Annotated in this window: 18 protein-coding genes; all 18 read right to left on the bottom strand. The window is 27.0% G+C overall.

What is annotated here, in order from left to right; genetic code table 11:
- Positions 1-3 precede the first annotated feature (3 nt).
- The 18 genes from BN3265_RS04885 to BN3265_RS04970 all read right to left on the bottom strand — a co-directional run bounded on the left by BN3265_RS04885 (position 4) and on the right by BN3265_RS04970 (position 15,274).
- Positions 4-273, bottom strand: a complete 270-nt coding sequence (locus BN3265_RS04885; protein ID WP_245191091.1) for a preprotein translocase subunit YajC — start codon at positions 271-273, stop codon at positions 4-6.
- Complete coding sequence (gene tgt, locus BN3265_RS04890; protein WP_058990439.1) at positions 263-1,387, bottom strand: tRNA guanosine(34) transglycosylase Tgt; 1,125 nt, start codon at positions 1,385-1,387, stop codon at positions 263-265. The genes BN3265_RS04885 and tgt overlap by 11 nt, the downstream gene beginning before the upstream one ends.
- Before the next feature lie 8 nt (positions 1,388-1,395).
- On the bottom strand, positions 1,396-2,418 hold the full coding sequence (gene queA / locus BN3265_RS04895; RefSeq protein WP_058990440.1) for a tRNA preQ1(34) S-adenosylmethionine ribosyltransferase-isomerase QueA: 1,023 nt from the start codon (positions 2,416-2,418) through the stop codon (positions 1,396-1,398).
- Position 2,419: 1 nt separating this feature from the next.
- Positions 2,420-3,427: a Holliday junction branch migration DNA helicase RuvB gene (gene ruvB, locus BN3265_RS04900; protein ID WP_058990441.1), complete on the bottom strand. Its 1,008-nt coding sequence runs from the start codon at positions 3,425-3,427 to the stop codon at positions 2,420-2,422.
- A 9-nt stretch (positions 3,428-3,436) separates the two neighbouring features.
- Positions 3,437-4,030: a Holliday junction branch migration protein RuvA gene (ruvA, locus tag BN3265_RS04905; protein ID WP_049691054.1), complete on the bottom strand. Its 594-nt coding sequence runs from the start codon at positions 4,028-4,030 to the stop codon at positions 3,437-3,439.
- Positions 4,030-4,524: a crossover junction endodeoxyribonuclease RuvC gene (gene ruvC / locus BN3265_RS04910; protein ID WP_058990442.1), complete on the bottom strand. Its 495-nt coding sequence runs from the start codon at positions 4,522-4,524 to the stop codon at positions 4,030-4,032. Before ruvC ends, ruvA begins: the two co-directional genes overlap by 1 nt.
- Before the next feature lie 51 nt (positions 4,525-4,575).
- Entirely contained in the window at positions 4,576-5,283 is a 708-nt protein-coding gene (locus BN3265_RS04915; protein WP_058990443.1) for a hypothetical protein, read from the bottom strand.
- Positions 5,284-5,480: 197 nt separating this feature from the next.
- Positions 5,481-6,224 (bottom strand): HAD family hydrolase, encoded by a 744-nt coding sequence (locus BN3265_RS04920; RefSeq protein ID WP_058990444.1) that lies wholly within the window; start codon positions 6,222-6,224, stop codon positions 5,481-5,483.
- Positions 6,211-6,558 (bottom strand): hypothetical protein, encoded by a 348-nt coding sequence (locus BN3265_RS04925; RefSeq protein WP_058990445.1) that lies wholly within the window; start codon positions 6,556-6,558, stop codon positions 6,211-6,213. Before BN3265_RS04925 ends, BN3265_RS04920 begins: the two co-directional genes overlap by 14 nt.
- Positions 6,559-6,560: 2 nt before the next feature.
- Entirely contained in the window at positions 6,561-7,043 is a 483-nt protein-coding gene (locus BN3265_RS04930; protein ID WP_058990446.1) for a metallophosphoesterase family protein, read from the bottom strand.
- Complete coding sequence (rdgB, locus tag BN3265_RS04935) at positions 7,044-7,628, bottom strand: RdgB/HAM1 family non-canonical purine NTP pyrophosphatase (protein WP_058990447.1); 585 nt, start codon at positions 7,626-7,628, stop codon at positions 7,044-7,046.
- Positions 7,629-7,682: 54 nt separating this feature from the next.
- Positions 7,683-9,158, bottom strand: a complete 1,476-nt coding sequence (locus BN3265_RS04940; RefSeq protein WP_058990448.1) for a hypothetical protein — start codon at positions 9,156-9,158, stop codon at positions 7,683-7,685.
- Positions 9,155-10,516 (bottom strand): HAMP domain-containing sensor histidine kinase, encoded by a 1,362-nt coding sequence (locus tag BN3265_RS04945; RefSeq protein WP_245191092.1) that lies wholly within the window; start codon positions 10,514-10,516, stop codon positions 9,155-9,157. Before BN3265_RS04945 ends, BN3265_RS04940 begins: the two co-directional genes overlap by 4 nt.
- Before the next feature lie 68 nt (positions 10,517-10,584).
- The gene (locus tag BN3265_RS04950) at positions 10,585-11,280 is read right to left on the bottom strand and encodes a response regulator transcription factor (protein WP_058990450.1); all 696 of its coding nucleotides are present in this window, start codon (positions 11,278-11,280) and stop codon (positions 10,585-10,587) included.
- Positions 11,273-12,172, bottom strand: coding sequence for an ROK family protein (locus tag BN3265_RS04955; protein WP_058990451.1), 900 nt, complete (start codon positions 12,170-12,172; stop codon positions 11,273-11,275). Before BN3265_RS04955 ends, BN3265_RS04950 begins: the two co-directional genes overlap by 8 nt.
- Positions 12,165-13,793, bottom strand: coding sequence for a nucleoside kinase (locus BN3265_RS04960; RefSeq protein ID WP_058990452.1), 1,629 nt, complete (start codon positions 13,791-13,793; stop codon positions 12,165-12,167). Before BN3265_RS04960 ends, BN3265_RS04955 begins: the two co-directional genes overlap by 8 nt.
- A complete protein-coding gene (locus BN3265_RS04965; RefSeq protein ID WP_058990453.1) occupies positions 13,777-14,733 on the bottom strand; it encodes an RluA family pseudouridine synthase in 957 nt (318 codons plus the stop codon). The genes BN3265_RS04960 and BN3265_RS04965 overlap by 17 nt, the downstream gene beginning before the upstream one ends.
- A 1-nt stretch (position 14,734) precedes the next feature.
- Positions 14,735-15,274 (bottom strand): DUF6648 family protein, encoded by a 540-nt coding sequence (locus BN3265_RS04970; protein WP_058990454.1) that lies wholly within the window; start codon positions 15,272-15,274, stop codon positions 14,735-14,737.
- Between the last annotated feature and the right edge of the window lie 2 nt (positions 15,275-15,276).

Here is a 15,276-nt window from a genome sequence, read left to right on the forward strand (position 1 = left end):
CTTTTAAATTTCTAATATTTTTTCTATACTATCAGTTTCAATTAAAAAATAAGAATATTTTTCATCTTTGCCGCTAATAATTAGGCAATCTCTTGTGTTAAGTTCTATTACCTCTCCAATAATTTTACTTTCGGTTAAAATTTTTGAACCTACTTTAAGATTTTTTTTGATAAATTTTTTATTCTTTTTCTTATCCAAATCATCTTTTAAAGAATAAAAATAAAACATCAAGGCTAAAATTATTAAAATAATATATTCTAATTTAAGATTCATATCCATACTTTTTATAAAATTCTTTTTTAAATTCTAAAAACCTATCTTCCATTATAGATTTTCTTATATTTTCACACAATTTAAGTAGGAAATATAAGTTATGGTAGGTCAAAAGCCTTGCTCCCAAAATTTCATTCACATTAACTAGGTGTCTAATATAGGCTCTTGAGTAATTTCTACAAGTATAGCAATCACAATCATGGTCAAGGGGTGTGAAATCTTCCTTGTATTTTGCATTTCTTACAACAAGTCTGCCCTCAGATGTTATTGCAGTTCCATTTCTTGCAATTCTTGTTGGAAGCACACAATCAGCCATATCAATTCCAGCCTCGAAAGATTCAAATAAATAATCAGGACTTCCTACTCCCATGTTATATCTTGGTTTATCTTCTGGTAAAAGAGGAGTTGTATATTTTAAAAGTCTTATCATTTCCTCTTTTGGTTCTCCCACTGATAAACCACCAAGAGAATAACCATCAAAATCCATAGCACAAGTTTCTTCAACAGATCTTTTTCTTAAATCCTCAAACATTCCACCTTGGATAATTCCAAATAAGGATTGGTCTTTGTGGGAATTTTTTTTGTGATAATCAAGTCCTCTTTTTGCCCATCTTATTGTTCTTTCTACAGATTCTTCTACATATTTATAATCTGCAGGATAAGGGATACATTCATCAAAACTCATCATAATGTCTGAATGAATATCATTTTGAATTTCAATTGATTTTTCTGGTGTAAATAAATGTTTTGACCCATCAATATGAGACCTAAAAACTACACCTTTTTCAGAAATATCCCTTGTATCTGACAAAGAAAATACTTGAAATCCACCACTATCTGTAAGTATTGGCCCATTCCAATTCATAAATTTATGAAGACCACCGGCTTTTTTCATAATGTCCATACCTGGTCTTAAATATAAATGGTAGGTATTTCCCAAAATTATTTTTGCATCAATTTCTTTTAATTCTTCAACACTCATAGTTTTTACTGTAGCCTTTGTTCCAACTGGCATAAAAATTGGTGTTGGTATATCTCCATGGTCTGTGTGAATTATTCCACACCTTGCATTGGAATATTTATCTTTTTTTATTAATTCATATTTTATCGGCATCTTATCTCCTATTTTAAAAACATAGCATCGCCAAAGCTAAAGAACCTATATTTTTTATCAACAGCATTCTTATAGGCATCCAAAATTATTTCTTTACTTGCAAGAGCTGAAACCAGCATTATTAGTGTAGATTTTGGCAAATGAAAATTAGTTATTTGGCAATCAATAACCTTAAATTCAAATCCTGGATAAATGAAAATATCTGTCCATCCAGAATCTTCTTTTATTTCCCCATTTTTTTTGTAAACAGATTCAAGTGTTCTTGTTGTTGTAGTACCTGTTGAAATAATTCTCTTATTATTTTTCTTAGTTTCATTTATTAAATCCGCTGTTTCTTTGCTTATTTGATAAAATTCAGAATGCATTTTGTGATTTTTTACATCGTCAACTTTTACTGGTCTAAAAGTTCCAAGCCCTACATTTAAAGTTATATAGGCTAATTTTACACCCTTTTCCTCAATTTTTTTAAGTAATTCTTTTGTAAAATGAAGGCCAGCTGTTGGTGCTGCAACTGAACCTGGATTTTTAGAGTAAACTGTTTGATATCTTTCCTTATCTTTTAATTTTTCTTTTATATAAGGTGGCAAAGGCATATTTCCAAGCCTGTCTAAAATTTCTTGAAAAATTCCATCATAAGAAAATTCTACAATCCTATTGCCGTCTTCTTTTATATCAACAACCTCAAGACTTAATTCATCAGAAAAAATACATTTCGTTCCAATTTTCATCTTCTTTCCAGGTCTAACTAGAACTTCCCACTTATCTTTTTCGATATTTTCAAGTAAAAATACTTCGATTTCTTCTTCTTTTCCTTCTCTATGTCCGAAAAGTCTTGCAGGGATAACTCTTGTATCATTCATTACAAGAAGATCTCCTTCATTTAAATAATCTATAATATCATAAAAATGTTTATCTTCTCTTTGACCCGTTTTTCTGTCTACAACCATTAACCTAGAAAAATCTCTCTTATCAGCCGGGTGTTGGGCTATTAATTCTTCTGGTAAATAATAATCAAAATCTTCTGTTCTCATCTTAATCCTCAAATTTCAATCCATAATGTTCATAAGCTTTTTTTGTAAGAATTCTACCCCTTGGAGTTCTTGTTAAAAATCCAATTTGTAATAAATATGGCTCATAAACATCTTCTATAGTAACATTTTCTATTCCAGTTGACGCAGCAATTGTATCAATTCCAACTGGACCTCCATCAAAATTTTCATACATAGTAAGGACTATTTTTTTATCCATACTATCAAGGCCCATGTGGTCTACTTCAAGAAGTTCAAGACCTTCGCAAGAAGTTTCATAATCAATAACTTCATCCTTTTTAACAATTGCATAGTCCCTTACTCTTTTTAAAAGTCTATTTGCAATTCTTGGAGTTCCTCTACTTCTTCTTGCAATTTCAAAGGCTCCCTTATCTTCTATTGGAATATTTAAAATATCTGCTGATCTTTTTACAATTTTTGTCAAATCTTTTGTATCATATAAGTTTAAAGATAACAAAACTCCAAACCTATCTCTCAAAGGAGCTGAAAGCATACCGGCCCTGGTTGTAGCTCCAACTAAAGTAAATTTTTCCAAATCAATCCTAATTGATTGTGCATTTGGTCCTTTTCCTACAATAATATCAAGGGCAAAATCTTCCATAGCAGGATATAAAATTTCTTCAACCGACCTATTTATTCTGTGAATTTCATCAATAAATAACACATCTCCCTTATCAAGATTTGTAAGAATACTTGCAAGGTCTGATGGTCTTTCTATAGCAGGTCCACTTGTAATTCTAATATTTACTCCCAATTCATTGGCAATAATATTAGAAAGAGTTGTTTTACCAAGTCCTGGAGGACCTTGTAATAAAACATGATCAAGGGGTTCTTGTCTTTTTTTTGAAGATTCTATAAAAATTTTCAATTTTTCCTTAGCCTTGTCTTGACCTATATAATCTTTTAACCACTTAGGTCTTATGGTTATTTCCTTGTATTTATCATTTATTTGCTCATTAGAGCCAACTATTCTCTCATTTTGATCGTACATAAGCTCATCCTAAATCATTCGCTTTAAAGCTTCTTTTATTATCTCTTCAAGGCTTAGGTCAGAATCTTTAAGTGAAGATAAAACTTTATCAATACTATTTCTTTGATATCCAAGATTTACTAAAGCTTCTCTTGCTACTTCTATTTCATTATTAGATCCTGTAATCTTTGTATCTGAAATTGTTAAATCTTCGTTTATCGCCATTTTCTTAACCTTATCAACAAGCTCAAGAATAATTCTTGATGCAGTTTTTTTGCCAATTCCCTTTGCCTTGGTCAAGGTATCAATATCATTATTTACTATAGCAAGTTTGATCTTATCTACATTTAAAGTTGATAAAACTGCAATGGCATTTTTGGGACCTATGGTTGATACACTTGTCAATAGTTCAAAAACTTCAAGTTCATCTTTTGATGAAAAACCAAAAAGAGAAATGTCATCTTCCCTTACATTCATCTTGGTAAAAATTTTAAACTCATTATTTATTTCCAAAGTTTTTATAGTATTAAATGAAGAATTAATCAAATAACCAATATTATTATTTTCAATAACAAAACTATCTTCACCGATATATTTAATTTCACCTATTATATAACTAATCATTAATTCATCCTAAATTGTTCTTTAAATCTTTGACTAAAGGCGTGAGTAAGAGAAACTGCCAAGGCATCAGCAGCATCATCTGGTTTTGGAATCTCACTTAAATTTAGTAAAGTTGTAACTGTTTCTTGCATTTGTCTTTTATTTGCCCTACCAAATCCTGTTATGGCTTGCTTTATTTGAAGAGGAGTGTATTCGTAAATTGGTAAATCATTTACTTGGGCACACAAAACTTGAATTCCTCTAGCATGACCTACAGTAATTGCAGTTTTTACGTTTTGATTAAAAAATAATTCCTCAATAGCAAATTCATCTGGCTTAAATTCTTTTATTATATCATTTAAATTATTATATAAAATTTCAAGCCTTTTTGGTGTTTTTGTTTTAGCAGAAGTAGTAATTACACCATTTTCTAAAACTTTATACCTATTTCCATTTACTTCTAAAACTCCGTAGCCCATAATAGCAATACCAGGATCAATTCCTAAAATAATCATACTAACCTTTCTTAAACTTACAATTAAAAAAGGGCTAGTCGCCCTTTTATTTTAATGATACCTATTTACAACTTCTATACAAAGTCCCTTCCAATAATAATCAGCATACACATCAATAGCTATGTTATAAAGAAGACTTACTAGTTTGTCGTTTATTTCTAAAGCCTGCTTTAATGTTATATCCTCAGTGTAAATCATATCAATATCAAAAGCTAATTGTTTATTGGTATTTACATCAAGATTTAAAACTTTTAACTTTAAATATGTATCAGAATAATTTTTAACACTTTTTCTAATTTTTGAAATCAATTCTTTGTTATTGTATATTTTTTTAAGATAGTTTTCTTTTGCATTTCTTACATAAGAATTATCTTCAGTAAAAATTTGATTTTCCTCAAATAAAAAAGACACCCCATAATAATTAATAGCGAGGTACTCTAAGTCATCAATTAATTCTTTATCCTTGAATGCCTTATACTCACTTTTTAAAGTTAATAGAAATTCAAACCTATCTAAATCTTTACCAATTGATTTATCTAAGCTTATTATTATTTGATCTATATCAGATAAATACCAAAAATTCTTTTTCAAATTTTTTAATATATAAGGTTTTATAAAAAATTTATTTTTCTTATAATTACTAAAATTTTTATTATCATAAAGTGACATCAATGTATTAAGTGAGGATATATCCTCATTAATTAAATAATCATATTCAAGTTTTTCAATTATTGGTTTTTTTTCCGCACTTGATGTCATATTTCTTATCCCTCTTTATAGTCTGTAAATAAATTTTAACATAAAATCGAATAAATTTATTTATATTTATTTATAGAAAAATAAAAATAGCTAAAACAAATGTATAATTTATACAATATTTACCAAATTTTGTATAAATTAATTACAATCTAGCTATTTAAAATAATTCGATTTAATTTTATTCATCAAAAAAAAATTTAAAATTGATGAAAATTCACTTTCAAATCTCTTAACAAAAAATTATAATTTACATCTTTTCTTTCTACGTGAATTTTTGTTTTTTCTCTTAAATTTTTATCACCAAAAAGTCTGTTTATTAGCTCAAAACTTGGATTTATAGCATGAGCAGTTCCTACTTTTTCAAACATAGAAAAATCACCATTTGTATCTCCATAAGCATGGGATTTATCTAAGTCTATATTATATTTTTTTGTTAAAAAATTAATAGATTTTTTCTTATTTTTGCTATCCCACATTGGTAGGATTCTTCCTGTAAATTTGTTCGTATCATCAAAAATATATTTTGTTGCTATTGTATCATCCGCCCCATAAATTTTAGCAAAGTCTCTTACCAAAAAATCTGGAGATCCAGAAATAACAAATATTTTATATCCTTCATTTTTATGAAATTCCAAAGCATTTTTTGTTACCCTATAAATTTTACTTTTATTAATTTCAATTACTTTTTTTGCATATAAGTTTATAGTATCTTTGTCAATTCCTACAAGATTTTTTTGATAAAGTAATGAAGCCTTATCTAAATAATCCTCATATGGACCCTTCCTATCTTGGTATTTTTGGTATAGGGGCTTTACATTTTTAATCCAATTTTCCTTATCGAGAATTCCATCTTCTGTCATAAGAAAATAATGCTCTATTAATAGTGAGTTTCTAAATAAGGTTCCATCAATATCAAAAAATGCAGCCTTATTTTTTCCCATTTCTTTTCACCTTTTCACTTTCTTTGTAATAATCTTTTACATCATCAAAAAGACCAATAATTCCTGCAAAAAGTATTCCTATTAATGCATTGGAAAGTAAAATTACACTAATCCAAGCCAAGTTAAGTCCAATTGCACTTGTCAAACTAAAAAATGCAACTATTCCTATAGCTAGACCTACAATTCCAACTATAAATGATGGATAAAATTTCACAATTTTTTCATCATTATGTCTACTTACAAAGTAAGTCAATCCTATTATAATTATAGATAAAATCGGTAAAACTATAAGTTTTGAAATATTATCTGCTACTAAGCTTATTAAACCTGCCATATTTATTCCTTTGTTAAATCTACTTTTTTTACTTTGATTTTTTCATCAATTTCTAAAATTACAAAACCTGCTTTATTATCTCTAGGAAGAGATGGAGATCCAGGATTAAGCAAATATATATCAAAATCCTCAAGATATTCAAAATAATACATATGAGTATGACCAAATATTACAAGGTTACAGTCATAGTCCATAGCCTTTTGAATAAGTTGATTTTTTGAAAAATATACTCCTTCTTTGTGACCATGAACTAATAAAATATTTATTTCACCTAAGGGGATTATTTGTTCGAAAGAATTTTTATAATCCCCATAATCATTATTTCCTTTGACTGTAAAATAATTTATGCCTGTGTATCTTGAAATACTTTCAGCATCTTCTGTATAGTCTCCAGCATGAATCATGAAATCTATAGAATTTTCTTCTATATAGTCTAAAACTGAATAAAAATCTCCGTGAGTATCACTTGTTACCAATATCCTCATTTAATCTTCTTTCAACAAAAAATTTTTAAACTTTTCTAAAGCCAAATATCTGTGACTGTATAAATTTTTTTCTTCATAAGTCATTTGACCAAATGTTTTTCCAATTTCTTTGACTCTAAAAATTTGATCATAGCCAAAATCTTTATCTCCATATTCTTTTTCGCAAATTTGTCCATCAATTTTGCCATCAAAATAATAATCTTTTCCATCTTTATCAATAAAGCAAACACTTGTTTTAAAATAAGCATCTCTATTATCAAATTCTTTCAATTCATTTAATAATTTATTTCTATTGTCCTTGTAAGTTGGATTTTCTCCAGCATATCTATGAGAATAAACGCCAGGCCTTAAATTTAATGATTTTACAAATAAACCTGTATCATCAGCTAAAGTTGGCATTTTTAAAATATTATACAAATATTTTGCTTTTTTATAGGCATTCTCTTTTAAAGTATCTCCGTCTTCCTCAACTTCAAATTTCCCCAAATCAAAATCATCTGTAGTATAAATATCTATACTTTCTCCTAAAATTTCTTTAATTTCTCTAACCTTATCCTTGTTGGATGTTGCAAGCACTATTTTCATTTTCACCTCTTAAATAATCTTATCAAAAATTTTAAATCCTAGTCAATTTTTATTTTAGTGAATAATTATATTGTTATCATTAAAAGATTTTTCCCATTTTTCTGCGTAAGAACCTAGGCCTTGTTCAAACATAACTATATCAGTTGAATTTGACAATTGGATAGAAAATTTTGGATTTGGATCAATTAGTCCGTTTTTTATTGAATAAAATAAAATTTCATCAGGACTTTGAATAGCAACATATTGTCCGTTTGCAAGTTCAAAATAATCTTTTGCTTGATTATTTATATTTTTCACCTTATCGATTGTAAGGTCTTTGTTATCTTGATTTATAAAATCATCTTTCAAAGCCATGTCTATTGGAAAAGATTTTTGTTCCAAATTGTCATCTTTTTCCATTTGATAAGATGATTGTAATTGCCATAGACCTAAATTTCTTATAAAACCAAAATTTGTAAAATCGTAAGAAATTTTGTTTTCATCTACAGAGCCTATATTTTTACTAATTTGATCATAAATGATATTTTTAAATGTTTGTTTACTTGTACTATCTCCTGTAAATTCATTAATAGTTAAAAAAGAATCTTTAGCAATTTCATCAGTTTTTAAGACAGCGTACTTATTTATAGGAAGTTTATCGCTAACTAGTGTGTAATCAAAGGAAACATAATCCTCATCAACATAATTAATTTTTAAATCAATTTCATCATTTAAAAATTTATACTTTCCTTTGTGTTTACTATCGTTAATTTGATTTTCAATTTTTACCGGATATGCCATTATAGTATTGTAATTTTTACTTTTGTTATTAGTCTCACACTTAAGTCTCCAAAACTCCTCTTTTAAGGGGAAGAATATATGTTCAGCTTTTTCAATCCTTGCCATTTTATTTGGTTCAATTCTAATACAATATGTGTAGTAATAATAATTTGGATGAGAATTATTAGTGTCAATCCTTTCCCTTACACCAATTAATACACTTATATCTTCTTCAATTTTTTCTCCAGTTTTTGAAGTAGTCCTTTCTTTTGAAGCTTTTTTTGCATACTTTTTTATTACACTTCTTTTTACAGACTTATCTATCTTTTTCAAAATTACTGCACAATCATTTTGAAGGTAGGCTATTTTATTCTTTTCTAAAATAATAAAATCTCTTGAATACAATTGCCCTTGACTTGCAGATAAAATTTTTACATAGGAATTTTTCGAAAAATCAAAATCAACTGACCTACTTTCTAGATATGATTTTAAATTTACAAATTTTGATGAAAATTTTGGAGGATATGCATAATCATCATTCAAAGCTACCAAATTTTTGTCAATATATAATTCATCTCCAACTGATACGCTAATAGAATTATCATTTTCTGTTGATTCTTTTATTTCACTAACCTTCCAAGTTCCTTTTAAAATTGGATCTTCAACTATAGGTGGCTCAATCAATTCTGTAACATCTTCAGGTCTGCCAAAACTACAAGATGTCAAGATAAAAATAAATAGAAGTAAAATTATTTTTTTAAATTTTTTCATATCTTAACCCTCGGCAAAACTACAGAAACAGATGTCCCAACAGTATATTTACTCTTAATAATCAATTTACCATCATGAGCCTTTACTATTTCTTCACAAATTGAAAGGCCTAAGCCTGTTTGACTTTTTGAAGAAGAACCTTTAAAAAACTTACTTGATACAAAAGAAATTTCATCTTCTTTTATTCCTTCTCCATCATCTTTTACTTCAATATTTACAAAATCTTCGTCCCTGCTTATTATAACATCAATATTTCCTTCTTTTGATGTAAATTTCATAGCATTATCTATAATGTTTATAAAAACTTCTTTCATTTTGTTTTTATCGCAACGAACTAAAATTTCTTCATAGGCTGTTTTAAACTCAAAATTTATTTTTTCATTTAAGCTTCTTGGATAAAGTTGGTGATAAACTTCTTTTACTATCTCAACAATATTCAAATCTTCTTTTTCATATTTGAAAGATGAAGAGGATAATCTTGAAAAATTTAATAAATCTTCTACCATCAAGGATAATCTTTCACCTTCATTTTCAATTATAGTTAAACCTTGATTTAGCATATCTTCATTTTTTTGAATGTCTTTTGATTGTAAAGTTATTGCCCATCCCTTTATAGATGTAAGCGGTGTTCTTAATTCATGTGAAACTGAAGAAATAAATTCATTTTTCATATCCTCTCTTTTTACAATACTCTCACTCATGTAATTGAGAGTTTGTCCAAGTTCAGAAATTTCATTTTTACCGTTTTCATTAGCTTTAGCCTTAAAATCTCCTTGAGCTAGTTTCTCACCAACCTTAGTTAAATTTTTAATAGGAACAATCCATCTTTTGGACGCATAATAGGAAACTATTAAAGTTATAATAAAAATTACTAATCCAAAAAACAAAAATATAAGCATTTGATTATTTACATTTTCTTTCACCTTTTTTGTCGAGGATATTAACCTAATAGTTCCTATTTGTTTTTGATTATCACTTAAGGGATATGACAAGGCTATTACTTCTTCTCCAGTTTTATCATTAAAAAGTTTTTGATAGGAATACTCTCCTTTGTTTGCATTTGAAACATCGGATGTTTTAATCTTACTACCTATTTTTGTAGAACCAAGTGAATCAAATAAAACATTAGACGAATTATCTAAAATTTGAACTTGGCTAACATTGTTTCTATAAAAAGAATTTTTATCACCAATCACAATTTCTGATAAGTCATACCTTGACAAATAATTTGAGTATAAAACTTGGTTATATTTAGCTTGATTTAGCATAGCTCCTACTAGAGCAGATTCATAATAATTTGTAATTGACCTATATGAAAAAAATTCAAATCCTATAATCACCACTGTTACAAAAATCATTATTATCTTCATAATACTAAAGGTTATACTATTAAAATTAATTTTAAATAATGATTTTTTTTTCTTTTTTATCTCCATCTGTAACCTGTTCCCCAAACTGTTTCAATATACTCAGGTTTAGCTGGATTTTCTTCTATTTTTGCTCTTATTCTTCTTATATTTACATCAACAATTTTTGTATCTGTGCTATAATTATCTCCCCATGTATCTTTCATTATTTCCATTCTGCTCATGGCCTTACCCTTATTTAAAATGAAATTTTTTAAAATAATAAATTCTGTTGGAGTAACATCAATCTCTATATTATTTTTGTAGAAATTTCTAGAATAAAGGTCTAATTTAAACACTCCATCTTCAAGAACATTTTCATTTTTCTCTTCCTTTTCCTCATCACTAAATTTAACTCTTCTCATGAGAGACTTAACTCTTAAAATTAATTCTTGAGGATTAAATGGTTTTATGATGTAATCATCACAACCTCTTTCAAGTCCTAATATTTTATCAATATCTTGACTTTTAGCTGAAACCATAATTATTCCAACCTTAGGATATTTTTTTCTAATGCTATCGCATACTTCATATCCACTTATTCCTGGAAGCATTATGTCTAAAATAAAAACTGAAGGTTCTTCTTCATCAGCTAATTTTAATGCTTCTTCACCAGTACCAGCTTCAACTATATCAAATCCAGCATATTCTAGATTTATTTTCATAAATTGTCTAATGTGTTCTTCGTCATCACAAATTAAGATTTTATCACTCATTTCCAAGCCTTTCCATTGCAATTCTTCCCGCACCAATTACTCCAGCATCATTTAAAAACTTAGCAGGTTTTATTTCAATTTCTTCAGATAAGTGACAATAATTTTTGAAATTTTTCAAAACTTCATCCCACCAATAATCTTTAGAATTTATAACTCCTCCGCCAATTATTATAAGCTCAGGGTCAAAAACATTTCTTAAACTTGTTAAAAACCATGCTAAATCACTTGTAAATCTATCAATTACCTTTTTAGCATTCTCATCTTTTTCAGATATTTTAAATATTTCTGCACCACTTAATCTATTTCTTGTCAATTCTTCGTAGTGTCTTACAAGAGCTGTTCCAGAACAATAACTTTCAGCACAACCACTTTGTCCACAAGTACAATATTCACCATTCGGATGTAGAATAAGATGACCCAATTCGGCTCCTTGAAAATGGCTTCCTGACAACAATCCCATTTTTTCATTATATACAGCTCCTCCAAGTCCAGTTCCAATTGTAATCATTACAATATCTTTGAAACCTTTACCTGCTCCAAGCCACTTTTCACAAACTAAAGCAATATTTGCATCATTTTCAATAAAAACTGGGAGATTAGATATTTTTTCAATTTCTTTTTTTAAATTAAGTCCAGTCCAACCATCAATATTTCCAGCAAAAGTTACTATTCCATTTTCTGAATCGATAAAGCCTGGAGTACCAACACCAATAGCTTCAATTTCATCAGTTTTTAAAAAATCTATGATCTTAGAAATATTTTCTAATACCTTATCTTTTCCTTCTCTAGCGCAAGTTTCTAGCCTATAAGTTTTTAAAATCTCACCATTTTCATCAATTACTGCACCTTGTATTTTTGTTCCACCTATATCTAATCCTATTGTTTTAGTCATTATCTTCTCCTATAAATTCTCTAAGTATTGAATGATCATCTATCATTTTTGTATCTTCCATTTGAATAAAACATGATAAAATATTTTGCAATCTATTAACCATATAATAATATTTTGAAGTTTTCGGTACTTGATTTAAACATTCTATTGCATATTTTTTTAAAGCATTATATTCATAAATCAAAGACGAATCAACGTAAAAATCTGCTCTATTTTGAAATGGGAATATATACTTTTCCTCACCATATTTAACCTTGTCCCAAGATTTTAATGTTTCAAAAGTGTTGTATCCTCTATACTTGTTATCTCTAACTATTCTTCTAATAAGTCTCGTCTCAGTTGATGAAATTCTATTTGTAGAATCAATATTTATACCAGTCAAAACTGAAACATAAATCTTATATTTATTTTTTTCTGGAATATAATCTGTAAGTTTTGGATTTAGGGCATGAATCCCCTCAATAATCAAGACAGTATTTTCCTTCATTTTTATCTTTTTATTTGATAGGGTTCTGATTCCTTTTATAAAATTAAAAGATGGTAAAACAACTTCTTTTCCCTCTAAAAAATCTAATAAATCTTCATTTAAAGAATCTAAATCTATCGCATCTATACTCTCAAAATCTTTATTTCCATTTTCATCAAGAGGTGTTTTATTCCTATCTACAAAATAGTCATCAGTAGAAATAACAAAAGCATCTTTTCCTAAAACTGCAAGTTGAATAGCAAGTTTTTTTGCAGTAGTAGTTTTACCAGAAGATGAAGGACCAGCAAGCATTACTATATTCATATTATTATCTATGATATCCTTAGCACACTTACTTAATTGATTATTATAATATGTTTCATTTACATTAATCAAACTTTCGATTTTATTATTTTTTACCAAATTATTTAAATCACTTGCATAATTTATGCCCAATAAATTTGTCCATCTTTTTGATCTTTCATAAATTTTTGGTATGTTTATTTGCTCTTTAAAATCTAATAATTCAGAATTATTATTTTTTTTGTAATTAATTAAAAGGCCAGGATAATAATAAACCAAATTAAAATCTTCAATCCATGAAGATTTTGGACACAAAAAATTAGTGAAAGTAAAAAAACTACCATTAATTTCATATATACCAATATTTTGGCAATCTATACTTTTTAATAAATCAACTTTATCTAATTGATTATTGTCTTTGAAAATTTTTAAAGCCTTATCTTTGGAATAAGATCTTCTAAAAAAAGAAATATCTTTTTTTATTATATTATCCATTTCATATTTAATTTTTGACAAGTCTTTATGTAAAATTTTAAAGTTATCTATAGATAAATATAGGCAATTATTTACAGAATATTCAACTTTTACTTCAATATTCTTATAAATTTTTTTAATTGCCAATATACAAACTAGAGCTATACTTGATTCATAAGTAAGATTTGCTATATGACTAAATTTATCTATTAAATCAATCTTATCATTAGGAAAAACTTCACAATTTAAGTCTCTTATCTCTTCATTTACATTTGCAAGAATATAGTTTTTGTAGTTTGATGGATATATTTCTTGAATAATTTCATATAATATTTTTTTGTTTGTTTCTATAATTTTATCGTTAATTAAAACTTCCATTAAAAACTTCCTCTTTTAGCTTATTAATTTTTTCAACTTGCCTTGAGATAAAGATTTTGTTTTCTAAATATTCTAAATTTTCAATTCTCCCAAATTCCAATTTGTAAGCAAGTAGGGCTTGATTTTTAAGATTTATCTTTTTATAATTGATATTTGAGTTATTATATTTTCTATCACCAATAATTGGTGTAGAGTTTTTGTTTAAAGAATATCTAATTTGGTGAGTTTTCCCTGTAATAAGTTCACACTCTAGAAGAGTAAAATTATTTTTACTTTCAAGTGGATGAAATTTTGTTATTATTCTCTTCCCATCTTTGTTTTCTTTTACCATATTTTTATTTTCATATTTACTTATATTTGTATCAATATTAAAATCTTTGCTTATCTTGCCTTCAACTATGGTTAAATAAAATTTATTTATTTTTCCATGATGAATTGCATCATTTAAACTTCTTAAGGCCTTTGAATTTTTGGCTCCAATAATAAGACCTGCTGTGTTTCTGTCAAGCCTATTTACAATACTTGGTCTAAATGTTAAATCTCTACTGTTTACTTTATTTGTTTTATATAAATATGAAGTCATTTGGTCAACCAAATTTTTACCATAATCGCTTGAATTTGCAGCATGAGATAGGACTCCTGACTTTTTATCAATTATAAGAATATTATCATCTTCATAAATTATATCAAGATCAAAATCACTTGCCTTAAAATCATCTTTTCTAACCCATTTTTGGTAGTCTTCATCTTTAATATACATTCTAATGATATCGCCACATTTTACAAAATCATCTTTTTTTGCTCTTTTATCATTTATTTTAAAGTTTTTCTTTCTTATATTTTTTTGAATAATTGATAGGGGAGCATTTTTTAAATATTTTCTTAAAAATCTATCAAATCTTTGATTTGAATCATTTTCGTTTATTTTAACTTCTATCATACTAATAAGATTTATTCACATAAGAATCAATCATAGAAATTTTAGCTTCTTCTAAAAAACATTTATTATCTTGAAGTTTCTTTAAAAGATTTTTATTTTTTGAATGTAATATCAACTTATCAAAATCTTTAAGATATATTTCAAAAATCTCACCTGTTAGTCTTTTAGATTTTAATTTTATATAATAGGCTTCTATATCCTTATATTCTATTAAGTCTAATAATTTTTCTGTTGCTATATCTTTTAAATAATAATAATTTTCCCTATTATTTATTTCTTGTTGATATTTTTTTTTCTTTTTAGAAATCAAATTTAAGGCCATTTGGTTAGATCTTTTTGCCATAATATTGTAGTACTGATAGTTATAAACAGCTTGCAGCACAGTCGATATATTTGAAAATGGTTTTAAATCTAATTTGACCAAATAGTTATAGTTAATTTCTAAAAATTCATTCTTCCCGATTTTTTTCTCAGTTAATAAATCAATGCTTTCCTTTCTCCATTTATTGAAAGTTTCTAATTTTTTTTCTTCATCTAACATAA

It is taken from the genome of Anaerococcus rubeinfantis (assembly GCF_001487145.1).
Lineage (GTDB): Bacteria > Bacillota > Clostridia > Tissierellales > Peptoniphilaceae > Anaerococcus > Anaerococcus rubeinfantis.